Source organism: Actinomadura sp. WMMA1423 (assembly GCF_006547145.1).
Taxonomy (GTDB): Bacteria; Actinomycetota; Actinomycetes; order Streptosporangiales; family Streptosporangiaceae; genus Spirillospora.
Window position 1 is genome coordinate 5369232 of the sequence record NZ_CP041244.1, and the last position, 20512, is coordinate 5389743.

At 72.4% G+C, this 20512-nt stretch carries 25 protein-coding genes; 11 read left to right on the top strand and 14 right to left on the bottom strand.

Annotation, left to right across the window (positions count from 1 at the left end):
- Positions 1 to 98: 98 nt before the first annotated feature.
- The 3 genes from FKD65_RS24975 to FKD65_RS24985 are packed head-to-tail and all read left to right on the top strand — an operon-like array spanning position 99 to position 1663.
- Positions 99 to 470 (top strand): YbaB/EbfC family nucleoid-associated protein, encoded by a 372-nt coding sequence (locus FKD65_RS24975; RefSeq protein WP_141579783.1) that lies wholly within the window; start codon positions 99 to 101, stop codon positions 468 to 470.
- 43 nt (positions 471 to 513) lie between these two features.
- Positions 514 to 1113 carry a recombination mediator RecR gene (gene recR / locus FKD65_RS24980; protein WP_141579784.1) on the top strand — a complete coding sequence of 200 codons (600 nt, stop codon included), beginning with the start codon at positions 514 to 516 and terminating at the stop codon, positions 1111 to 1113.
- Positions 1106 to 1663, top strand: coding sequence for a DUF5063 domain-containing protein (locus tag FKD65_RS24985; RefSeq protein WP_141579785.1), 558 nt, complete (start codon positions 1106 to 1108; stop codon positions 1661 to 1663). Before recR ends, FKD65_RS24985 begins: the two co-directional genes overlap by 8 nt.
- Positions 1664 to 1795: 132 nt before the next feature.
- Here FKD65_RS24985 and FKD65_RS24990 read toward each other — a convergent pair whose 3' ends face one another.
- The 4 genes from FKD65_RS24990 to FKD65_RS25005 form a co-directional block, all read right to left on the bottom strand.
- Positions 1796 to 2107 (bottom strand): hypothetical protein, encoded by a 312-nt coding sequence (locus FKD65_RS24990; RefSeq protein WP_141579786.1) that lies wholly within the window; start codon positions 2105 to 2107, stop codon positions 1796 to 1798.
- A 408-nt stretch (positions 2108 to 2515) separates the two neighbouring features.
- The gene (locus tag FKD65_RS24995; protein WP_141579787.1) at positions 2516 to 3481 is read right to left on the bottom strand and encodes a CU044_5270 family protein; all 966 of its coding nucleotides are present in this window, start codon (positions 3479 to 3481) and stop codon (positions 2516 to 2518) included.
- Entirely contained in the window at positions 3478 to 4023 is a 546-nt protein-coding gene (locus tag FKD65_RS25000) for an RNA polymerase sigma factor (protein ID WP_168221175.1), read from the bottom strand. The genes FKD65_RS24995 and FKD65_RS25000 overlap by 4 nt, the downstream gene beginning before the upstream one ends.
- Before the next feature lie 86 nt (positions 4024 to 4109).
- Positions 4110 to 4670: a TetR family transcriptional regulator gene (locus FKD65_RS25005; RefSeq protein ID WP_205718247.1), complete on the bottom strand. Its 561-nt coding sequence runs from the start codon at positions 4668 to 4670 to the stop codon at positions 4110 to 4112.
- A gap of 112 nt (positions 4671 to 4782) precedes the next feature.
- On the opposite strand from FKD65_RS25005, the gene FKD65_RS25010 reads away from it, so the two are divergent.
- Positions 4783 to 5952, top strand: a complete 1170-nt coding sequence (locus FKD65_RS25010; protein ID WP_141579789.1) for an NAD(P)/FAD-dependent oxidoreductase — start codon at positions 4783 to 4785, stop codon at positions 5950 to 5952.
- Between the two features lie 150 nt (positions 5953 to 6102).
- On the opposite strand, the gene FKD65_RS25015 is transcribed toward FKD65_RS25010, so the two are convergent.
- Positions 6103 to 6891: a hypothetical protein gene (locus FKD65_RS25015; RefSeq protein WP_141579790.1), complete on the bottom strand. Its 789-nt coding sequence runs from the start codon at positions 6889 to 6891 to the stop codon at positions 6103 to 6105.
- A 395-nt stretch (positions 6892 to 7286) separates the two neighbouring features.
- On the opposite strand from FKD65_RS25015, the gene FKD65_RS25020 reads away from it, so the two are divergent.
- Complete coding sequence (locus FKD65_RS25020) at positions 7287 to 8561, top strand: aspartate kinase (RefSeq protein ID WP_141579791.1); 1275 nt, start codon at positions 7287 to 7289, stop codon at positions 8559 to 8561.
- Between the two features lie 185 nt (positions 8562 to 8746).
- A complete protein-coding gene (locus tag FKD65_RS25025; protein WP_141579792.1) occupies positions 8747 to 9835 on the top strand; it encodes an aspartate-semialdehyde dehydrogenase in 1089 nt (362 codons plus the stop codon).
- Here the strand turns inward: FKD65_RS25025 and FKD65_RS25030 are convergent.
- Positions 9825 to 10244, bottom strand: coding sequence for a nuclear transport factor 2 family protein (locus FKD65_RS25030; RefSeq protein ID WP_141579793.1), 420 nt, complete (start codon positions 10242 to 10244; stop codon positions 9825 to 9827). The two genes, FKD65_RS25025 and FKD65_RS25030, sit on opposite strands and share 11 nt — an antisense overlap.
- 92 nt (positions 10245 to 10336) lie before the next feature.
- Between FKD65_RS25030 and FKD65_RS25035 the strand changes: the two genes are divergently transcribed.
- Positions 10337 to 11005 (top strand): TetR/AcrR family transcriptional regulator, encoded by a 669-nt coding sequence (locus FKD65_RS25035; protein ID WP_141579794.1) that lies wholly within the window; start codon positions 10337 to 10339, stop codon positions 11003 to 11005.
- Here FKD65_RS25035 and FKD65_RS25040 read toward each other — a convergent pair.
- The 3 genes from FKD65_RS25040 to FKD65_RS25050 form a co-directional block, all read right to left on the bottom strand.
- Positions 10983 to 11723: a hypothetical protein gene (locus FKD65_RS25040; RefSeq protein WP_141579795.1), complete on the bottom strand. Its 741-nt coding sequence runs from the start codon at positions 11721 to 11723 to the stop codon at positions 10983 to 10985. The genes FKD65_RS25035 and FKD65_RS25040 overlap by 23 nt on opposite strands.
- Before the next feature lie 126 nt (positions 11724 to 11849).
- Positions 11850 to 13613: a prolyl oligopeptidase family serine peptidase gene (locus FKD65_RS25045; RefSeq protein ID WP_141579796.1), complete on the bottom strand. Its 1764-nt coding sequence runs from the start codon at positions 13611 to 13613 to the stop codon at positions 11850 to 11852.
- Between the two features lie 447 nt (positions 13614 to 14060).
- Positions 14061 to 14441, bottom strand: coding sequence for a hypothetical protein (locus FKD65_RS25050; RefSeq protein WP_168221176.1), 381 nt, complete (start codon positions 14439 to 14441; stop codon positions 14061 to 14063).
- Positions 14442 to 14502: 61 nt separating this feature from the next.
- Here FKD65_RS25050 and FKD65_RS25055 point away from each other — a divergent pair, with 61 nt between their 5' ends.
- A complete protein-coding gene (locus FKD65_RS25055) occupies positions 14503 to 14988 on the top strand; it encodes a MarR family winged helix-turn-helix transcriptional regulator (protein WP_141579798.1) in 486 nt (161 codons plus the stop codon).
- Positions 14989 to 15007: 19 nt separating this feature from the next.
- Here the strand turns inward: FKD65_RS25055 and FKD65_RS25060 are convergent, their stop codons facing one another.
- Entirely contained in the window at positions 15008 to 15907 is a 900-nt protein-coding gene (locus FKD65_RS25060) for a serine hydrolase (protein WP_141579799.1), read from the bottom strand.
- A gap of 68 nt (positions 15908 to 15975) precedes the next feature.
- The gene (locus FKD65_RS25065) at positions 15976 to 16749 is read right to left on the bottom strand and encodes a MerR family transcriptional regulator (RefSeq protein ID WP_240809588.1); all 774 of its coding nucleotides are present in this window, start codon (positions 16747 to 16749) and stop codon (positions 15976 to 15978) included.
- 125 nt (positions 16750 to 16874) lie between these two features.
- Here FKD65_RS25065 and FKD65_RS25070 point away from each other — a divergent pair, with 125 nt between their 5' ends.
- The gene (locus FKD65_RS25070; protein ID WP_141579800.1) at positions 16875 to 17108 is read left to right on the top strand and encodes a hypothetical protein; all 234 of its coding nucleotides are present in this window, start codon (positions 16875 to 16877) and stop codon (positions 17106 to 17108) included.
- A gap of 62 nt (positions 17109 to 17170) precedes the next feature.
- Here FKD65_RS25070 and FKD65_RS44405 read toward each other — a convergent pair whose 3' ends face one another.
- The 3 genes from FKD65_RS44405 to FKD65_RS25080 all read right to left on the bottom strand — a co-directional run bounded on the left by FKD65_RS44405 (position 17171) and on the right by FKD65_RS25080 (position 18683).
- Positions 17171 to 17314: a hypothetical protein gene (locus FKD65_RS44405; RefSeq protein WP_168221177.1), complete on the bottom strand. Its 144-nt coding sequence runs from the start codon at positions 17312 to 17314 to the stop codon at positions 17171 to 17173.
- A gap of 15 nt (positions 17315 to 17329) precedes the next feature.
- Positions 17330 to 17617, bottom strand: coding sequence for a hypothetical protein (locus tag FKD65_RS25075; protein ID WP_141579801.1), 288 nt, complete (start codon positions 17615 to 17617; stop codon positions 17330 to 17332).
- Between the two features lie 175 nt (positions 17618 to 17792).
- Positions 17793 to 18683 (bottom strand): LysR family transcriptional regulator, encoded by an 891-nt coding sequence (locus tag FKD65_RS25080; protein ID WP_141579802.1) that lies wholly within the window; start codon positions 18681 to 18683, stop codon positions 17793 to 17795.
- Positions 18684 to 18772: 89 nt separating this feature from the next.
- On the opposite strand from FKD65_RS25080, the gene FKD65_RS25085 reads away from it, so the two are divergent.
- Both FKD65_RS25085 and FKD65_RS25090 read left to right on the top strand, forming a co-directional pair.
- Complete coding sequence (locus FKD65_RS25085) at positions 18773 to 19918, top strand: pyridoxal-phosphate dependent enzyme (RefSeq protein ID WP_141579803.1); 1146 nt, start codon at positions 18773 to 18775, stop codon at positions 19916 to 19918.
- Between the two features lie 136 nt (positions 19919 to 20054).
- Positions 20055 to 20507 carry a hypothetical protein gene (locus FKD65_RS25090; RefSeq protein WP_141579804.1) on the top strand — a complete coding sequence of 151 codons (453 nt, stop codon included), beginning with the start codon at positions 20055 to 20057 and terminating at the stop codon, positions 20505 to 20507.
- Positions 20508 to 20512: the final 5 nt, after the last annotated feature.

Below are 20512 nucleotides of genomic sequence, written 5' to 3' on the forward strand. Positions count from 1 at the left end.
GAAACGGCCTGTGAACCCGTAGTCTCGTGGGACGCACGTCCGGTGGCTGGCGGAGCGCCAGAGAGAAGGCCCTCGGGGGCCGGAATGGGGAGTGCACCGTGGAACCCGGTGGTCAGCTGAACATGCAGGAACTCCTCCAGCAGGCACAGGCCATGCAGGAGCAGCTCTTCAACGCCCAGCGCGAGCTCGCGGAGACCGAGGTGACGGGGACCTCCGGCGGCGGGCTCGTCACCGCGAAGGTCAACGGGCAGGGCGAGGTCACGGGCCTGTCGATCGACCCGAAGGCGATCGACACCGACGACCCGGCCGACACGGCGGAGACGGTCGCCGACCTGGTGCTGGCCGCGATCCGCGACGCCGCCCGCGAGGCGCAGGAGCTCCAGCAGGAGAAGATGGGCCCGCTCGCCCAGGGCCTCGGTGGCGGCGGCGGGGGCATCCCCGGCGGCTTCCCCGGCCTCGGCGGCGCCTGAAACCGGGCCGCGAGCAGCAGACGACCAGTAAAGGAGGGGTCCGTTGTACGAAGGGGTGGTTCAGAACCTCATCGACGAGCTGGGCAGGCTGCCCGGCGTCGGCCCCAAGAGCGCGCAGCGGATCGCCTTCCATCTCCTCGCCGCCGATCCGGCCGACGTCGAGCGCCTCGGCAAGGCGCTCAAGGAGGTCAAGGACAAGGTCCGCTTCTGTAAAACCTGCGGGAACGTCGCAGAAGAAGAGGAATGCCGGATCTGCCGTGACGCGCGCCGCGACCCCCACATCATCTGCGTGGTGGAGGAGTCGAAGGACGTCGTCGCGATCGAGAAGACCCGCGAGTTCCGCGGCCGCTACCACGTGCTCGGCGGCGCGATCAGCCCGATCGAGGGCGTCGGCCCGGACGACCTGCGCATCCGCGAGCTGATGCAGCGCCTCGCGGACGGGACGGTGACCGAGCTGATCCTCGCCACCGACCCCAACCTGGAGGGCGAGGCCACCGCGACGTACCTCGCCCGGCTGGTCAAGCCCATGGGCATCACGGTCACCCGACTGGCCAGCGGCCTGCCGGTGGGTGGCGACCTCGAGTACGCCGACGAGGTCACGCTGGGCCGCGCATTCGAAGGACGGAGGCTGCTCGATGTCTGACACCAACAGCCCGCAGGACTGGAACGCCCTCGCCGAGCGCGTGGCGTGCCACGTCGACAACTACCTGAACGGCCTGGAGGCCGTCGCCCGCGGCGATGGCGGGGTGCACACCATCCCGCTGCTCCTGCTGGAGGTTTCGCAGGTCATCCTGGCCGGCGCGCAGCTCGGTGCCAGCGCCGACGTGATCCTCCCGGACAACTGGGAGCCCGAGGTGGGCGACGACCCCGACCTCGACTCGATCCGGCAGGGCCTGGCCGAGCGCCTCCAGTCCATGGACGACTACATCGAGGTCTTCGATCCCTACAAGGACACCGAGCCGACCCCCTACCGCCTGTCGGACGACTTGGTGGACGTCGCCAGCGACCTCGTCCATGGCCTCCGCCACTACAACAAGGACCGTCCCCTGGAGGCCCTCTGGTGGTGGCAGTACTCCTACTTCAACCACTGGGGCAACCACGCCGGCGCCGCGCTCCGCGCCCTGCACGCCTTCGTGGCCGACGCCCGCCTGAGCGTCGCCACAGAAGTAGCGACAGAGGCCGCCCCAGCCTGACCGGCCCACGCCCCCTCGACCGCGCTCCCATGCCGCGACCGCGCTCCCATCTGCCGCGACCGCGCCCCCGCCTGACCCGAACGCGTCCCGCCTGATCCGAACGCGCTCCCGGCCTGGCCGGACCCTTCCCGTCTAGCCGGACGCGGCGGGCCCTGTCCGCGCGCCCAGCGCCCACGCGATCAGCTCGGCCGCCTTCTCGGCATCCGAGCCGATCTGCCCGCTCCCCCCGCGACGCCACGCGTACTGCTCGAGGTCGTCGTCCCAGGCGACCTGCGCCTCCTGCCCCCGGTAGGAGACGTGCAGTAATCCGCCGCCGTCCGGTCGCGCCGCCGCGATCTGCGGGGCCCGCCGCCTCAGCGCCGCGTACAGGGACGGCAGCGGCCCCCGGCGAACCCTCGGCAACTCGTCGAACGCGCCCATCAGCTCTCCCATCAGCTCGGTCACCGCCTCACCCGCCCCCACCGGGTCATGGCAAGGACGCAGCGGACCACCGATGACCGAGATGAACCACGGCACCCCGCCAACGCCTGCCTTTACATAGACGCCTGACCCCACCGAAGGGTGGTCCGTCGGGAAGATCTCGACAGTGGCCGGGAACGCCCCATAGCGCTTACGGAAGAGCAACCCCCGCGTCACCAGCGCCTCAGCGAGCTCACCCAGATACTGCGGTTCCATCAGTCCACCCAGATGATCGCCCCAGTGACCTCATCCTGCATCGCCCTAGCGACCGGATCGGGCACCCCATACTCGATGCGCCCGCTATAGGACACGGTCACGCGGAGGACCGAACCGGCCCGGACAGGGGCGAGGGTCGTCCGGGGCACTGACCGGACGACCCTCGTCTGGGGGATGTCAGGGGCGTTGGCCGGGGCGGTCGACGACGCCCGTGGCCAGGCGGACGGACCAGCTCTCGACGGCGCCCTTCAGGAAGCGTCCTCCGTCCGGCATGGTCTGATCACGGGCGATGGTGGTGCGGTGGCCCCGGTAGGCGTAGGTGGACGGGTCCAGGAGCACCTCCTCGTTCGCCCAGCCCTCGATGAGGAACGAGACCGAGATCGCCTTGTGCCCCGCCCCGTCCTTGGCGTTCCGGTTCACGGTGACGCCGGGGATCCTGGCCATCGCGCGGTAGGCGGCGGCGGTCTGGGCGGGGGGCAGCGCGCCGTTGTTCAGCAGCAGTGACCCGAGCAGCTGGAACGCCCTCGTGTCACGGGGGCGCGGCGATCCCGCCTTCAGGGCCCAGCTCAGCATTTCGTCCGGGTCGGTGGGCAGCTTGGCGACGGTGGCGTAGTCGATCGGCGGCATCCCCCCGCCCGTGGCGGAGGTGACGAGCTTGCCGTGGTCGTAATCCGCCATGCGCCTGCCGTCCGCTCGGACCCACTGCCGGTCGACCTGCTTCGTCAGCGGTGACCCCGGCTTGACGACCTGGCTACGGCCGGGGACTGCGCTGCGCCGGTAGATGGTCTCGGTGTAGACCCATTGGTCGGAACGCGGCGCGGTGAACGGCTGCTTCAGCGCGAACGTCGCGGCGACGTTCAGCACCTGCTCCGCCTCCGTCGCCGCCACGGGCGCCGGGTGCCGGCCGCCGTCGCCGCCGCCCGTGGCGACGACGGTGCCTGCGATGAGCGCCCCGGCGACGCCTCCCGCGGCGACGAGGCGGAACGTCGTCCGGCGGGACGGCCCGCCGCGGCGGGCCGCCGACGCGGTGATCCGCTCGAAGGCGGCGCGTCCGGCCGGGTCGTGGGCGGCGCCGTCGAAGGCGCCGGGCGGGCAGGGGTCGGCCGGGGCCATGATGCGGCGGACTTCGTGGAGGTCGTTCATGCCTGGGGGCTCCTCTGCAGATGGGCGGCGGGCGCGGGGCGGTCGGCGGCGTCGATCTCGGCGAGAGCGGCGGTCAGGCGGCGCCGGGCGCGGTGCAGGCGCACGGAGAACGTCTTGACCGAGCACCCCGCCGCGGTCGCCGCGGCCTGGGCGTCGAGACCGTCCCAGCCGACGAGCTGGAGGACCTCGCGGTCGCGGGCCGGCAGGCGGCCGAGCGCGGCGGTGATGCGGCCGCCCTCGGCCAGCCCGGACGCCTCGTCGGCGGCCGGGGCGTGCGGGCCGTCGCCGCGCAGCCGGTTCCACAACCGGGTGCGCCGCCGGCGGCTCCGCATCTCGTTGGCGAGGACGTTGCGGGCGACGTTCAGCAGCCAGGGGAACGGGCGGTCTGGCGGGATGTCATCCCGGCGCCGCCAGGCGACCAGGAACGTCTCCGCGGCGATGTCCCGGGCCGTGTCGTGGTCGGTCCGACGCGCCGCGTACCTGAGCACGTCGTCGTAGTGCGCGTCCCACAACCGGGTGAACTCCCCGTCTGGATCCGGCACGCCGGCTCCCTTCTCTCGGGTCGGTGTCGCCCAGAGATGTCCGGCAGGGCCGCTTCGCCTACACCTTGATCGAAAAGTGCGCCGCCTCAGTCGCGGCGGGCGTGGAGGGGGACCTTGGCTGCCTGGGCGGCCATCGCGGCGATCTCGCGGACGTCCATGGACGCCAGGGGTTCGATGCCCAGCAGGTAGCGGCCGTAGGCGATGCCGAGAGTCTGGCTCAGGAGCAGGGCGGCGCGTTCGCGGACGGCGGGGTCGTCCGGCAGGGCCTTCTCCAGGGCGGGGACGATCTCCTTGTCGAAGATGGCCTGGACGCGGGCCGCCGCGTCGGGATGGGTGGGGGCCGTGCGCAGCAGGACGGTCTCGGCGGTGTTCTCGGCGGCCTCCCAGCGGGCCAGGAACGACTGGATGTAGGCGGCCGCCGCGTCGTCGGCCTCGCCGAGGTCGGGGACGGCGAGGTCGATGGCCGAGGCCGCGGCGTAGAGCTCGGCCTTGCTCCCGAAGTACCGGATGACCATGGACGGGTCGATGTCGGCGTCCGCCGCGATCGCCCGGATCGTCGTGCGCTCGTAGCCGTCCTCGGCGAACCGGTGCCGGGCCGCGTCCAGGATCGCCGTCCGGGTCGCCGCCGAACGCTCGGTGAAAGCCATGCCCGCCAACATATGCCATCAAGCGTTGGCAAACAGGGGGATGACGGTCTAGAGTTCCAACATCAGTTGGCCATCAACTGTTGGCAAACGGGCATTGGCAACGGGAGTGAACATGAACGCTGTTCCGGAGTCCACCGGTGTGCTCGTGGTCGGCGCGGGTCCCGCGGGCCTCGCCCTCGCCGCGTCGCTGCGGCAGAAGGGGGTGGACACCGTCCTGGTGGACCGGGCGGCGGAGGGCGCGAACACCTCCCGGGCGGCCGTGGTCCATGCCCGCACGCTGGAGGCGCTGCGCGAGATCAAGGCGACCGACGCGCTGGTCGAGCGCGGGATCATCGTGCCGCGCTTCACCGTCCGGGAGCGGGACCGCGTCCTGCTCACCGTCGAGTTCGGCGACCTGCCGACCGACTTCCCCTACACGCTGCTCGTCCCGCAGAACGTCACCGAGGAGATCCTGCTCGGACGGCTGAAGGAGGCGGGCGGCCTCGTGCACCGGCCGTTCGAGGTGACGGGCCTGGAGCAGGACGGAGAAGGGGTGACCGCCACCCTGGCCGACGGCGGCCGGATCCGCGCCGCCTACGCGGTCGGGACGGACGGGATGCACAGCGCCGTCCGCGAGCACGCCGGGATCGCCTTCGAGGGGGACGCCTACCCGCAGTCGTTCGTCCTCGCCGACGTCCACCTGGACTGGGCCGGCGGCAGCGAGGAGGTCATGCTGTTCTTCTCGGCGGAAGGCGTCACGGTCGTCGCGCCGCTGCCCGGCGGGCGGCACCGCATCGTCGCCACGGTCGACGAGGCGCCCGAGACCCCGACCGCCGCCGACGTCCAGACGCTCCTGGACGCGCGCGGCCCCAGGCAGCACCCGGCGCTGGTCAAGGACGTCGTGTGGAGCTCCCGTTTCCGCGTCCACCACAGGCTGGCGGCGCACTACCGCGCGGGACGCGTCCTGCTGGCCGGCGACTCCGCCCACGTCCACAGCCCGGCGGGCGGGCAGGGCATGAACACCGGTATCCAGGACGCCCTCAACCTCGCGGGCAAGCTCGCCGCCGTCCTGGGCGAAGGCGCGCCCGACTCCGTGCTGGACGAGTACGAGGCCGAGCGCCGCCCCATCGCCGAGCAGGTCGTCGCGTTCACCGACAGGATGACCCACGTCGCGACCACGGGCAGCCCGGTGCTGCGCGGGATGCGCAACACCCTGCTGCGCACCCTCGACTGGATCCCCGCCGTCCACCGGGCGATGGCGATGAACCTCTCCGAGCTGTCCACCGACCCCGCCCGCCGCTGACGGGCACCATGCCCACCACGTGACGATGCGGCCGCACACGATCGAGACCTCCGACCGGGAGCAAGCCGACCTGGGGGCCTTCGCCGGGCGGTTGCGAGCCCGAGCCCACGGCTGAACGACGCGCCACGTCCGGGCGGCGTGCCCTCACCCTCACCCAGCGGGCGGCGTGTTATCGCGGTCGTGCTTCGACGCCCCTTTCCCCGGCGGGACGGGGGGATGGGCACGGTCCCGCTTGCGCAGCGCGTCTCCCCACTTGCGCAGCTTGCCGTCCCACCGGCGCAAGGTCCGGGTGACGAGGCGCCGGGGCGCGCCTCGCAGGCCCGGCGCCTTGGAGCGGACTATGCTCCCGGCCCTGGCGAGGGTCTCGCTCTTCAGGTCCGGGACGACTTCCTTACCTTCCTGCCCCTCCTCATCGAGTTCTTCCAGAAGCGCGCGCATGCGGATGGTGGTCCACAGGAACGCCAGCAGGAATCCGGCGGGCGTCCCTACCAGCACGAGGGCGATTCCGGCCGCAGCGGAGTACGGCGCGTTGCCCAGCGGGACCTTGAGGTTCGCGCCGAGCCGTCCCAGCGAGCCCACGAGGGACCGCAGGTTGACCAGCGTCAGGCCGACGATGATGGTCGTGACCCAGTCGGAGATGCGGGCCAGGTTCGCGTTCGCCAGGAAGTGGCCGCTCGGCCGGGTGCCGTCCCTGGTCATCTGGTCGACGAGGCGCGCGCGGGGCAACCCGAAGAGGAAGCCGAACGCGCCGCCGCTCATGAAGGAGGCGGCGAAGACGAGGATCGCCACCGCGCCCACGCCGATCTTGGCGCCTGTCGTCCCGTCCACCCCAAGGGCGAGCGGCACGCTCAGGAGAGCGGCCAGCACCGGCATCGTCCAGAGGGCCAAGGCGACATGACGCGCCATGGCGCAGTGAACGTCGTCGTTCGCTGTCCCCATGGGATCCCCTCTTTTGGGCGGGACCCGGTACGAACATCCGGCGGCCCGCCTGCGGGCAGGAGCGAGGCGCCGTCATGCGTCCGCGGCTCGGCGATGGCCTTTGTGATGCGGGCGGGCGCGTCCGTGAAGAGCCCGCCGTTCCAGGAGCCTGCCGACCGGCTCCCATGTCCGGACTCCTCCCCTTGAGAAAGCCCGGGCATGCCGGAACGGACATCACCGACATCGGCGCCTCGTACCTGGACGGGGGCGGCCGGGCTGGAGGCCGGGCGAAGTAAGCGTGGGGGCCCGTTGTGTGCTGGTGCTGGTGGGAGGGTTACCTGGTCGTGATCCATCGTGTGCGGCTCTGTAGACTCGACGAGCAGAACGCCTGACCCCGATTCGAGGAGCGCCCACCCGTGGCTCTTGTCGTGCAGAAGTACGGTGGCTCCTCCGTCGCAGACGCCGAAGGCGTCAAGCGGGTCGCCCAGCGCATCGTCGCGACGAAGAAGGCGGGCAACGACGTGGTCGTCGTGGTCTCCGCCATGGGCGACACGACGGATGACCTCATCGACATGGCCAAGCAGGTCAGCCCCCTGCCGCCCGGCCGTGAGCTGGACATGCTGCTCACCGCCGGCGAGCGGATCTCGATGGCGCTGCTGGCCATGGCCATCGCGAACCTGGGCCACGAGGCCCGCTCGTTCACCGGCTCCCAGGCCGGTGTGATCACCGACGGCTCGCACGGCAAAGCCAAGATCATCGACGTGACGCCGGGACGGATCCGGACCGCGCTGGACGGCGGCTCGATCTGCATCGTGGCCGGGTTCCAGGGCGTCTCGCAGGGGACCAAGGACATCACGACCCTCGGCCGCGGCGGGTCCGACACCACGGCCGTCGCGCTCGCGGCGGCCCTGGACGCCGACGTCTGCGAGATCTACTCCGACGTCGACGGCGTCTTCACCGCCGACCCGCGCATCGTGCAGGCCGCCCGCAAGATCCCGAAGATCTCCTACGAGGAGATGCTGGAGATGGCGGCGAGCGGGGCGAAGATCCTGCATCTGCGCTGCGTCGAGTACGCGCGCCGCTACAACATCCCGATCCATGTGCGGTCCTCGTTCAGCCAGAAGGTGGGCACGTGGGTCGTCGACAGCAGCGAGATCGAAGGACAGGACATGGAGCAGGCGATCATCTCCGGCGTCGCGCACGACCGGAGCGAGGCCAAGATCACCGTGGTGGGCGTGCCGGACAAGGTGGGTGAGGCCGCCACGATCTTCACGGTGCTGTCCGAGGCCGAGATCAACATCGACATGATCGTGCAGAACGTCTCGGCGGCGTCGACCGGGCGCACCGACATCTCCTTCACGCTGCCGTCCACCGACGGGCAGAGCGCGCTCACCGCGCTGAACAAGCTCAAGGAGAAGATCGGCTTCGAGTCGCTCCGCTACGACGACCGCATCGGCAAGGTGTCGCTGATCGGCGCGGGGATGCGCTCGCACCCGGGCGTCACCGCGTCGCTGTTCAGCGCGATCGCCGAGGCCGGCGTGAACATCGAGATGATCTCGACCTCGGAGATCCGGATCTCGGTCGTCGTCGCCCAGGACGACATCGACACGGCGGTCGCCGCCGCGCACCGCGCGTTCGACCTGGACGCCGAGCAGGTCGAGGCCGTCGTCTACGGCGGCACCGGCCGCTGACCCCGACGCCCGGCGGGCCGCACGGAATCCGTGCGGCCCGCTTTGTCGTGTTCGTCCTGTGGCGCGTGACGCTGACGCCGCCCGCCGCCGGTGGCAGGGTCTTTTGGGGAACCGGCCGCACGCGGTGGGAGTTCAGTGGTGTGGACGTGCGGACACGACTCGACGGCGAGAGGGTGGGTGCGACCATGGCCCCGAATGCCCGCGGCGCGACGACCAGGGGGACGGGCGGGCCGACGCTCGCCGTCGTCGGGGCCACGGGGGCCGTCGGATCCGTCCTGCTCGACCTGCTGTCCACCCGCCGCGACGTGTACGGGGAGATCCGGCTCGTCGCCTCGCCCCGGTCGGCGGGGCGGGCGCTGCCGCTGCGCGGCGCGGACGTCGAGGTCGCGCCGCTGGCACCCGGGGTGTTCGACGGCGTCGACCTCGCGATGTTCTGCGTGCCGGAGGCGGTGGCCGCGCGGTGGGTCCCGGTCGCGACGAAGCGCGGCGCCGTGGCCGTCGACGGTTCCGGAGCGTTCCGGATGGCGCCGGACGTGCCGCTCGTCGTCCCGGAGGTGAACCCGGAGCGGGCGCGCCGGCGGCCGCGCGGGATCGTCGCGAGCCCCGGTGGCACCGCGCTGCCGATGATCATGGTGGTCGGGGCGCTGCACCGCAGGTACGGGTTGCGCGAGCTCGTCGTCTCGTCCTACCAGGCGGCGTCGGGCATCGGGCTGAAGGGCGCCGGCACGCTGCACGAGCAGCTGGCGAAGGTCGGCGGCGACCGCACGCTCGGCAACCGCGCGGGCGACCTGCGCTGCGCGGTGGGCGAGGCCGGACCGTTCCCGGCGCCGCTGGCGATGAACGTGGTGCCGTGGGCGGGCGAGGTCCGCGACGGCGGCTGGAGCTCGGAGGAACTGGAGATCCGCGAGGAGTCGAGGAAGGTGCTCGGCCTGCGCGACCTGCGGGTGACGGCGACCTGCGTCCGCGTCCCGGTGGTGACGGCGCACTCGCTGTCGGTCCACGCGGTCTTCGAGGAGCGGGTCGACCGGCGGGAGGCGCAGGCCGTCCTCGCCGGGTCGCCCGGCGTCGTCCTCTGCGACAACCCGGAGACGCAGGAGTTCCCGACGCCCGCCGACGTCGTCGGCACCGATCCGGTCTGGGTGGGGCGGGTGCGGCGCTCGCCGGACGACCCGAAGGCGCTCGACCTCTTCCTCTGCGGCGACAACCTGCGCAACGGCGCCGCGCTCAACACGGCCCAGATCGCCGAACTCGTCGCCGCCGACCTCACCCCCTGAGCGCCGCGACGATCGCGGCGGTGTCCAGGTAGAACGGGCGGAACTCGCTCACCAGCCCGTCCCGCAACGTGATCCACTGCAGGACGGAGGTCTCCACCTCCCGCCCGGTCGCGCGGGCCCGGAAGACGCACTCGTTGCGGACCGCGACCGTCTCGCCGTCCACCGCGCAGTGCTGCTCGCGGAACGTCAGATCCGACCACAGCCCGCTCATCACGGCCATGAAGCGCTCCATGCCGTCGTGGCCGCGCCACGTCCCGCCGTAGGGGAGGCTCGGTGCCTGGTACATCACGACATCCGGGGCGAGATGGGCGGCCATCACGGAGAAGTCCCCCTTGCCGGGGCCGCCGGCGGCCAGGTAGTCCGCCTCCGCGGCGTAGAAGCATTCGAGGGCTTCCAAAGTGTTGATCATGCCTCGTGAACACCGATACGGGGCGCCGGGTTGCGGCGCGCGGCGGATCGTGGCATGAGCGGCGGGCCGTACTCGGGCTTAGGGTGGCATGCGTGACCGAGACGAAGGCCGTGAAGTCCGAGCAGACGCGCGCCCTGATCGTCGAGACGGCGCTGCGGCTGTTCCGGGAGCGCGGGTACGAGCAGACGACGATGCGGGCGATCGCCAAGGAGGCGGGCGTCTCGGTCGGCAACGCCTACTACTACTTCGGGTCCAAGGAAGAGCTGATCCAGGCCTACTACGACGAGCTGCAGGACGAGCACGTCGCCGCCTGCCGCGCCGTCCTGGAGGCCGAGACCGAGTTCGCGCCCCGGCTGCTCGGCGTCCTGAAGGCCCGGGTCGACACGATGGTCCCCTACCACGAGTTCGCGGGGAAGTTCTTCAAGTTCGCGGCCGAGCCGACCAGCCCGCTCAACCCGTTCAGCGCCGAGTCCGGGCCCGCCCGCGAGTCGGCCGTGGCGATCTACCGCGAGGTCGTCGAGGGCTCCGACCTGAAGATCGACAAGGAGTTCCGGGCGGAACTGCCCGAGCTGCTGTGGATCTACTCGATGGGCATCGTGCTGTACTGGGTGCACGACAACTCGCCCGGCTGCCGCAAGACCTACCTGCTCGTCGAGCGGACGGTCCCGCTGGTCAACCGCATGGTCGCGATGTCGCGGATCCCCGGCTTCAAGTCCGTGACCCGCGAGCTGGTGGGCATCATCCGCGAGGTCCGTGCCTGACCGTGATGTCCCAGTGGTCCTTCTCGCGGGCGAAGACGACGCCCTCGGGGGACCGGTGGAGCCGCGCGCCGTCGCCCCTCACGCCGGTGGACGGGTAGCGCCGTATCGCCCGGTCGACGCAGTCCCCGGTCGCGATGTCGGCCTTGTAGCCGTTCGCGTGGCTGTAGGTTCCGCCCGCGTGGCCGTGCTCGGTGCCGCCCGTGACGGTGATCTCGCAGCCGCTCTCCGCCGCGAAGACGACCAGGGCCTGGATCGTCCCCCACCGGATGCCCTCGAACGAGGTGCAGGTCCGCACCGTCCTGTCGGAGCAGCGCCCGGAGGACCGCCAGCCGATGCCGCTCGCGTGCAGCGCGTACGCGGCGAACTGGTGGTCCAGGCGGAGCGAACCCGGCAGGTCCGGCGGGACGTCCCGTGGCGGGACGCCGCGTCTTCGCTCCGCGGACAAGGCGCTCCTGGCGGCCCGTTCGGGCGGGGACGCCGCCGCCGGGGTGAGCAGCCGCCTGGCCGGGGACGGCGGCCCGGCGTCGGCCGCGAGCGATGGGCCGGCGGAGGCGTGCGCCCGGGCGTGCGTGCCGGGCGGGACGAGCGCGAGCATGGCGGCGCCGATGGCCAGGGCCGCCGCCGCGGCGGCCAGGCGGAACGCCGGGTGGCGGGATGCGCCCGGTGCCCGGCGGCGCTCGGACGGCATGGCGCGGTGGATGCTGCATGGCCGTGGCATGTGTGGTCCCCCCGATAGGTGATGTCGGGGGGTGCCGGTGGTACGTGCGGCCGATCGAGGAATTCCCGAGGCCTCGATCTTGTAAACCCGGGACGGGCGCGGCGGCCCGCCCGCCCCGGGGAAAGATCACGACATGCCGAGATGTTTCCGGGCGAAACCGATCTCGGCGGCCATCTGGGTGATGCGCTCCTCGACGACGAGGGAGCCGTGGCCCGCGTCGTACCGGTACACCTCGTGCGGGTGCCCCAGCTCGGCGAGCCTCCCCAGGTAGTTGTCGATCTGCCGGATCGGGCAGCGCGGGTCGTTCTCCCCCGCCAGGACCAGCACCGGCGCCCTGACCCGCGCGGCGTAGGTGATGGGGGACGACTCGCGGTACCGCTCCGGGACGTCGTCCGGTGAGCCGCCGAACAGGGACCGGTCGAACGCCTGGAGGCTCTCCATCTCGTCCTCGTACGCGGCGACGTAGTCGGCCACGGGGACGGCCGCGACCGCGACGCTCCAGTCGTCCGGCTGGGTGCCGATGCCGAGCAGGGTGAGGAACCCGCCCCACGACCCGCCGGTCAGGACGAGCCGCTCCGGGTCGGCGAGGCCCGACTCCACCGCCCAGTCGCGGACGGCCTTGATGTCCTCCAGCTCGGTGAGGCCGACGCGCCCTTCGATCGCGTCGCGCCATTCGGAACCGTAGCCGGTGGAGCCCCGGTAGTTGACGCGCACGACCGCGAACCCGTGGTCGACCCAGGCGGCCACGGTGGGGACGAACGAGTCGTCGTCCTGCGCGGTCGGTCCGCCGTGGACGTCGAAGACGGTCGGGAAGGGCCGGTCGCCGTCCGGCTTGCTGACCAGCGCGTGGATGCGCCCGGCGGGGCCGTCCACCCACACGTCCTCGACCGGGACGGACGGCGGCGCCGCGGGCCCGGGCGGGGTGAGCACCACCGCGCCGGACGTCGAGCGGATCACCGGCGGCTCGGCGGCCGACGACCAGGAGAACTCGATCGTCCCGTCCGGCCGGACGTCCGCCCCGCCGAGCACCCCGCGCGGCGTGTCGATCCTGGTCAGCCCGCCGTCGGTCAGGTCGTAGCGGTAGAGCTCGTCGCGCGCCTCGTGCGAGTGGGAGATCAGCAGCGCCGCGCCGTCCGGGTACCAGCTCGCACCGATCTCGCCGGGCAGGTCGAGGACGACCTCCTGCTCGGTGCCGGCGAGCGGGTCCCAGATGAGCATCTCGTCCCGGCCGCGCCGCTCGTGGTTGACCAGCAGCCGCGAATCGCCATCGACAGGAGCGAAACCGGCACCGTAGACGCCCTTGCCCGGACCGTCCCAGAGGTCGGCGACCGGGGAGCCGTCCTGCCGGACGACGCGGAGCGCCATGTGGCGGCTGTCGCCGTGCTCGCTGTGCCCGATCGCGATCAGCGACTCGTCCCGCGAGAGGCCGGCGACGTGGGCGTCCTCGGCATGGTGGTAGAGGACCTCCGGTGCGACCCCGGACCGGCAGAGGTGCAGGGTGTTGCCCGCCTCGGTCGTCCGGCCGATGACGGCGAGACCGCTGCGCCCGAGCGCCAGCCCGGCCGGATAGGAGGGCTCGAGCTCCGGGACGGCCGGAGCGGCCTCGGTGCCGCCGAACGGGACGCGCTTCCACACACCGAACTCGTCCCCGTCCGTGTCGGCGAACCACCACAGCCATTCACCGGTCGGGTCGATGGTGCCGTACCACGTCCCGTTGGGGCGGTCGGTCACCTGGCGCTGCTCGCCCGTCTCGCGGTCCCAGGAGTAGACCTCCCAGGTCCCGCTCAGGTTCGAGCGGTAGATGCTGCGGCTCGGGGCGTCACGCGCCCATCGGGGCAGGCTCATCCGGGCGGCCCGGAAACGCGCCTTCCAGCGCTCGTCGTCGACCATCCCCCCAGTATCCCGGAGCACCCCCGGAGGATCATGGGGATATCCGGCCGGAGATCTCGTGGGAGGGGCACCGCCGCCAGGGCACGCCACCAGCAAGGTTGACCGGTGCTTCACCTGGTCGGGATCCTCATGTTCATGAACGATGGGACTTGGCTGTACCGAGACCATGAGATGCAGCCGGGCGCGGAGCTCTTCCGCAGCGACCGCCGCTTCTGGATGGAGGCCTACTCGGCCGGCCACAGCCAGCTGCTCCTGCGCAGCGTGGACGGTAACGACGGGCTGGGCCGAAACCACGAGACGACGGTCGAGATCCTTTTCAAGCCGGTCGACGCCCTCAGCTCGCCCCGAAAGTCCCCGACTGCTGGGTCCAGGCCTTGCCGATCGCCTTGTGACCGCGTGTTCGGGGGCCTCGAAGGCCGCGACGCACGCCCTCGATGCCTCCGCCGGTCAGGGGGCGGGGGCGCCTGCCACGAAGGTGTGTTCCTGGGGGGAGGGTACGAGTTCTACCGTGGTGCCAGGGCGGAGGTCCTCGCCGAGGACGGCGGTGGTCGCGTCGGTGAGGGCGGCGGCGAGGGAGGCCATGATCTCGGGGGCGTCGGGGCGGTCGAAGGCGGCGGCGCGGACGCCCATGACCAGTGAGACGATCGTGTCCACGGGCTTGCCGCCCTGGGCGAAGCGGCCCGCCGGGACGCCGGACAGGTGGACGGTCGCCAGGTCGCGGGCCCATTCGCCGTAGACGCCGACGATCGCCTCGGTGAAGGCGGTGACGAGCTCGGATTCGTTGCCCGCCAGCTTGTCTTCTGGCACGTGGGCGGTCAGGTGCGGCACAGCCGTCCGTTCTCTTTGGAAACAAAGACTTTAGATTCAAAGGTACTTGTGGAGGGTGCCGATGTCCACCGAACCGGACGGTCCGGCCGTCGACGAGGCCGTCCGCGCCCTGCTGCTGCTCATGCCGCGCCTGGTCGGCCGCGCCAAGCGCCTGCCCGTCCCCCCGGCGCTCCAGGGCTTCGACCTGGCGCCGCGCCACCTCGCGCTGCTCGCCCACCTGGAGTACGACGGGCCGGCAAGCGTCAACGAACTCGCCGCGCGGTTGGAGGTCGCCCCGACTACCGTGAGCCTGATGGTGAGCGAACTGTCGCGGCCGGGCGTCCTGGAGCGCACCGCCGACCCCGCCGACCGGCGCCGCCGCATCGTCGCCATCGCCCCCGACTACGCCGCGCCGATCAGCCAATGGCTGTCCGGCAGCGCCTCCGCCTGGGAGCGCGTCATGCGCGACCTCGTCCCGGCCGAACGCGCCACGGTCCTCAAGGCCCTGCGCGCCTACGAGACCGCCTTGGAGCAGAGCATCGGCGAGCGCCCGGACACCGAGTCTTAGCGGCGGGCTCTCGTGCCGCTCAGGTGACCGGCGGTATGGGGCCCTTCGCGGTCTCGCGTGGCCTGGACGGGTGGCTTCCGGGGGCGGCCGGGCGTTTCGAGGAGTTCAGGGTCCCGTGGACGGCGCGGGCGACGCGCTCGATCGTGGTGATCCCGTAGGCCATGGACGGGGTGTCCTGGGTGAGGACCACGATCATGTAGTCCTCGCCGTGCCCGTCGAAGCCGCCGATGCTGTGGACGCGCCAGTGCCCTCCGGGGCGCGGCAGCCAGCCGTTCTTCACGTGCCAGGTCACGCCGGGGGGACGTCCGGCGGGCGTCCCCCATCGCTGCGCCGGGACGACCTCGTTCATCAGCCTCAGCGCGTAGGCGCGGGCCTTGGCCGGCAGGAGCTCGCTCGGCGCGGTGAGCCGGCCCAGCAGTTCGAGCTCGTCGTGCGCGGTGATCTGGGTGAGGCCCCAGCGGCCGCCGGGGTCGAGTTCGGTCCGCGTCATGCCGGCCCGGTCGATGAAGCGCGCGATGCGGGCGCGTCCCGTCGAGCGCCACAGGGCGGACGCCGCGCCGTTGTCCGAGACGGTGATCATCCTGCGGGCCCGGGACTTCTCGGTCGCCGTCAGCCGCCGCTTCTCCTCGACCGCCCGGCGCAGCATCGCGCCCAGGATCGTGACCTTGACGACGCTCGCCGAGTCGTAGTGCCGTCCGGCCGCGACGGCGCAGCGGATGCCCCGCACGCGGTCGTACACGGCGACGGACTCGGTTCCGGTCCGGCCGCGCAGCGCCTGCCTGATGCGCGCGCCGAGCCGGTCGGCGGCCTTCGGGTACCGGGACGACGAGCACGGCCCGTCCGGGGCGGCGGCCCGAGCGGGTGGGGCGACCGGAAGGAGCGCGGCCGTGAGCGCCAGAGCGGCGAGGGATCGTGACACACGGTCAAGCTAAGGATCAAGGGCCCGGGGGCGCGGCGCGCGCCGGCCCGCGTCCCGTAAAGAACGGCTCAGGGAGTGGTCAGGCCGCCGAGCAGCTCGTCGATGGCGGCGCGGACCTGCCGGTCCATGGCCCGCGCGAAGCCGGCCTCGACCGTGACCTGGGCCCCCGGGCGCAGCCGGGCGATGGTCTCGGTGAGGGACCCGAGGCGCCGGTCGTCGGCGGCCTCGTCCAGGCGCCCGACGACGTGCGTCGTGATCAGCCGGACGAACATCGCGGCGAGGTCGTCCATGCTGCGCTGGAGCTCCTGGCCGGCCGCGAGGACGGCGTCCAGCGGAACCCCGGCCCGCACGAGCGTCACCGTCGCGTCGAGCTGGCGGCGGCTCCAGTGGGTGACGCGGTCGCCGTCCACCTCGACGTGGCCGAGCTCGACGGCCCGCTCGACGGCCTCCGGACCGACCTCGCCGGGGAACAGCGCGGTCAGCTCCTCCAGCGTCATCGTCACCGGCACCTCGTTCGACCACGGGGTGGTGACCGCCTTCTCGACGCCGAGGACGGTGCCGATGTCGCGGCCCTGCTCCCACGCCGCCAGCAGCTCGCGGATGCCCTCCAGGGTGTGCCCGCGGTCCAGCAGGTTCCCGATCATGCGGAGGCGGGCGAGGTGGTCCTCCGAGTACAGGCCGATGCGGCCCTCGCGGCGGGGCGGGGGGAGCAGCTTGCGCTCCTGGTAGTACCGCAGGGTCCGCACCGGGACCCCGGCAGCCTTGGCGAGTTCGCCGATGCGGTACTCGCGGGCGCCGGCGCCGGACTGGCCGCCCTGTTCCTCCATCGGCTCATCGCTCACGGCGGCCAGCATAGTTCGCGGCCGGTCCCGGCCACGTCACCTCTCGTGCGACGAGGGAACGGGCGCGCGTTCGCGCACGTCAGATCCCCCGTCGTCACCGAAGCCCCCTGCCGGAGAGGCCAAAGATGTTGAAGACCCGTTCCGCGGCGCTCGCGCTCGCCGGCCTGGTCGCCGCGTTCGGGCTGACCGCCTGCGGTCAGGACCGCTGGTGCGAGCACGACGCGACCGACACGACGGTCAGCGACCGCTTCTGCGAGAACAACACCCCCGGGTACGAGTGGGAGTCGGACGGAGGCGGCCACAAGAAGAAGCACTCGTCGAAGCACAAGACGAGCAAGAAGACCAAGTCGCGCCACTGATCCCGGCGCGCCGGTCACGTGCCGCGCCGGCCACGTGCCGCGCCGGCCACGTGCCGCGCCGGTCACGTGCCGCGCCGGACGGTCCTGGTGCGGCGCGGCCGGCGCCGGGGCGTCTCGCCGGCCGGGTGGGGCGGCTCGGAGGCGATCAGGTCGGCGAGCGAGCGCGGGAGGATGTCCTCTCGGCGGTCGGCGAACGGTGAGCGCATGGGTCCCTCCCGGGTTCAGGCGGCGCCTCGGGCCGGCGTCGTGGTCAGGTCGGGGTAGGCCTCGCACACGGTGGTGAGCGCCCAGCGCATCCGGGCCAGGAACGCCTCCGGGTGGTCGCCGGCCTCCTGGGCGACGGCGGCGACCCAGGCGGAGATGTCACCGCCGCAGGCTCCGAGCCGGTCGTCGATCGCCGTGCGGACCTGCTCGGCGGAGGGGTGGTCGGACTCCTGCAGCGGGGAGGCGTAAAGGATCTCGGCGAGGTCGGACGCGGTCATCGAGGTGAGGCTCGGCGTGGTCGACATCGAACTGCCTTCTTCCGGCGGGAGACTTCCTCGTCACCCTTCTCTCTGAGTACGACTCTGCCTGCCGCCTGGATTCATCGCCATAGGGGAAAACCCCGATTCTCTGCCCATGCCCGACCCTTAGGAGGCCGTCAGGGGACGTCGCTGACCTGCTCCTTACCGGGTGGATACCCGCTCAGGGCCCACCCGGGAATCCGGCCGCGAGCGCTTCGCGGAAGGCGCGCACGGCCGGGTGCGAGCCGCCTCCGCGGCGGGACGCGGTGAACAGGCGCCGCGTCCGGTGCTCCTCGGGCAGCCGGACGACCGGAACCGCGGGCGGGCGGCCCTGCCACACCAGGCCCGGCAGCAGCGCGGCGGCGTGGCCGCGCTCGACCAGCCGCAGATGCAGCAGCAGGTCCGTCGACTCGAACCGCACGTCCGGTTCGAACCCGGCCTCCCGGCACAGCCGCGTCGCCCACCGCCGCGACGCCGTGCCCTCCGGCTCCATCACCCACGGCGTCTCCGCCAGGTCGCGCAGGGCCGCGTCCGGCGAGCGGGACGGGAGGGCGAGGCGGATCTCGTCCGTCCCGAGCTCCTCGTGGTCGACGCCCGCCGGGCGCGGGCTCGGGTCGCCGGGGTACTCCTCGGTGATCACCAGGTCGAAGTCGCGGGCCGGCAGGGCGGGCAGGGCGCTCTCGGGCTCCCGCTGGGTGACCTCGATCCGGAGCCGCGGATGGGCGTCGCGGAGCACGCTGAGCGCGTCCGGGACGAGCGCGAGCGCGGCCGTCTGGAACGCGGCGACCCGCAGCACCCCCGTGATGCCGTGCAGGGAGGCGGCGAGGTCGGCCTCCGCGCGTTCGAGGCGCTCCAGCACGGCCTCGGTGTGCGCGACGAGGATCTCGGCCTGCGCCGTCAGCCGGACGCGGCGGCCCACCGGCTCCAGCAGCGGCACCCCGGCCTCCTTCTCCAGGACCGACAGCTGCTGCGAGATCGAGGACGGGCTGTAGGAGAGGGCCTCGGCGACGGCGGCGAGCGTCCCCCGGTGCTTCAGCTCGCGCAGGAGCCGGAGCCGGTGCAGATCCAGCATGGCCACCTCCATTCATCGGTTCAAGTGACGATTATTGCTCGGAAACCTTTGCTGGACCGATCGGACGTTCGTGCGGCACCGTGTTCGCCATGGTCACGGCCCCCGCCTCGCTAGCCCGTTCCTCCTGGTTCGCCCGCCCGGCGGCACGCGACTGGACCTGCCCGCCCGCGCCGCGCGACTGGACCTGCCCGCCCGCGCCGCGCGACGTCGCCGCCTTCCACAGGACGCTCCCCGGCCACGCCCCGACGCCGCTCGTGGAACTGCCGTCCCTGGCGGACGAACTCGGCGCCCGGCGGGTGTTCGTCAAGGACGAGTCGAGGCGCCTCGGCCTGCCCGCCTTCAAGATCCTCGGTGCCTCGTGGGGCGTGTACCGGGCACTCTGCGACCACCTGGACCTCGCGCCCGCCGAGGCGTCCCTCGCGAGGCTGCGCTCCCTGCGGCCGGACGTCCGGCTCGTCACGGCGACGGACGGCAACCACGGCCGGGCGGTCGCGGCGATGGCCCGGCTGCTGGGGCTTCCGGCGGACGTCTTCGTCCCGCACGGCGTCCACCCGGACGCGGTGACCGCGATCAAGGCGGAGGGCGCGGCCGTGACCGAGGTACCGGCGCCCTACGACGAGGCGGTGCGCACCGCCGCCGGGGCCGCGGCGTCCGATCCGTCGGCGCTGCTCGTCCAGGACACCGCCTGGCCCGGTTACGAGCGCCTGCCGCAGTGGATCGTCGAGGGCTACTCCACCCTCTTCACCGAGATCGACGAACAACTCGCTGACGCTGGAGCCGCCCCAGCGGGTCTTGTAGCCATCCCAGTGGGCGTGGGGTCGTTGGCCCAGGCGGCTGTGACCCACTACCGCTCCAGAGGGCCCGCCCCTACGTTGCTCTCCGTCGAACCCGATGCCGCGCCATGCGTATTGGCGAGCCTCCATCACGACAGGCCTTTGACCGTCGAGACGGGCTCGACCACCATGGCGGGCCTGAACTGCGCGACCCCGTCGACTCTCGCCTGGCCCGTCCTACGCTCCGGCTTGGACGCCGCCGTGGCGGTCACCGACGCGTCCACGGCCCATGCGGCGCGCGACCTGGGCGCTCTCGGGGTTCCGGCCGGGCCCTGCGGTGCCGCCTCCCTCGCCGGTGTCCGCGCCGCCCTGGCACCGGACCGCCGCCCGCTCCTCGCGTCCGCCCACGGGGGCACGATCGTCCTCCTGAGCACGGAGGGGCGGGCCGCCAACCCCGCTTAACGATATTTCGCGAAATGGGGCAGCGAATTCGACCTACGCGTCGGTAACATAACCTCACCGCATCCGCCCGGATCGGTGTGCTCTCGGCCAACGCTCCCGGTCGCGACCGGGGACGAGCAACGAGAGGGGACGCGTCGTGCAGCCCACTCTGGACCAGTTCCTCACCGACCGCCTCGACGAGATCACCGCCGAGGTCGCCGGTGAGATCGCCGAGCGCGTCCCCGCCTACACGCACCTGCGGCCGCGCGAGATCCTCGCCCTCGTCCGGGACGCCCTCGCCGCCTACACCGGCGCCCGCGAGACCGGCGCCGTCCTCGACGCGTTCCGCGCCCTCGGCGCCAGCGAGGCCCGCGCCGGGCAGGACCTCCGCCACTTCGAGTCCGCGCTGCGCACCGGCGCCCGCGTCCTCATCCGCCGCACGGCCGGCGCCGCCGCCCGCCTCTACCCGCCCACGGCCGAGTACATCGACGTCATGGAGAAGGCGTTCAGCGCCGAGTGCCGGATAGTGCAGGCCGCCGTCGAAGGCCACCACCGCGCCGGACGCCGCGACGCGGTCTGCCGCTTCTACACCCTGGTCTCCGAGAACTAACGCCT

What these genes read in the sequence shown, in the direction of transcription:
- FKD65_RS24985 (WP_141579785.1), top strand. Translation starts at nt 1,106, where the DNA reads ATGTCTGACACCAACAGCCCGCAGGACTGGAACGCCCTCGCCGAGCGC.
- FKD65_RS25045 (WP_141579796.1), bottom strand. Translation starts at nt 13,613, where the DNA reads ATGGTCGACGACGAGCGCTGGAAGGCGCGTTTCCGGGCCGCCCGGATG.
- FKD65_RS25080 (WP_141579802.1), bottom strand. Translation starts at nt 18,683, where the DNA reads ATGCTGGATCTGCACCGGCTCCGGCTCCTGCGCGAGCTGAAGCACCGG.
- FKD65_RS25040 (WP_141579795.1), bottom strand. Translation starts at nt 11,723, where the DNA reads ATGCCACGGCCATGCAGCATCCACCGCGCCATGCCGTCCGAGCGCCGC.
- FKD65_RS25025 (WP_141579792.1), top strand. Translation starts at nt 8,747, where the DNA reads ATGGCCCCGAATGCCCGCGGCGCGACGACCAGGGGGACGGGCGGGCCG.
- FKD65_RS25010 (WP_141579789.1), top strand. Translation starts at nt 4,783, where the DNA reads ATGAACGCTGTTCCGGAGTCCACCGGTGTGCTCGTGGTCGGCGCGGGT.
- FKD65_RS25070 (WP_141579800.1), top strand. Translation starts at nt 16,875, where the DNA reads ATGTTGAAGACCCGTTCCGCGGCGCTCGCGCTCGCCGGCCTGGTCGCC.
- FKD65_RS25085 (WP_141579803.1), top strand. Translation starts at nt 18,773, where the DNA reads ATGGTCACGGCCCCCGCCTCGCTAGCCCGTTCCTCCTGGTTCGCCCGC.
- FKD65_RS25015 (WP_141579790.1), bottom strand. Translation starts at nt 6,891, where the DNA reads ATGGGGACAGCGAACGACGACGTTCACTGCGCCATGGCGCGTCATGTC.
- FKD65_RS25005 (WP_205718247.1), bottom strand. Translation starts at nt 4,670, where the DNA reads ATGGCTTTCACCGAGCGTTCGGCGGCGACCCGGACGGCGATCCTGGAC.
- FKD65_RS25075 (WP_141579801.1), bottom strand. Translation starts at nt 17,617, where the DNA reads ATGTCGACCACGCCGAGCCTCACCTCGATGACCGCGTCCGACCTCGCC.
- FKD65_RS24995 (WP_141579787.1), bottom strand. Translation starts at nt 3,481, where the DNA reads ATGAACGACCTCCACGAAGTCCGCCGCATCATGGCCCCGGCCGACCCC.
- FKD65_RS25030 (WP_141579793.1), bottom strand. Translation starts at nt 10,244, where the DNA reads ATGATCAACACTTTGGAAGCCCTCGAATGCTTCTACGCCGCGGAGGCG.
- FKD65_RS44405 (WP_168221177.1), bottom strand. Translation starts at nt 17,314, where the DNA reads ATGCGCTCACCGTTCGCCGACCGCCGAGAGGACATCCTCCCGCGCTCG.
- FKD65_RS25055 (WP_141579798.1), top strand. Translation starts at nt 14,503, where the DNA reads ATGTCCACCGAACCGGACGGTCCGGCCGTCGACGAGGCCGTCCGCGCC.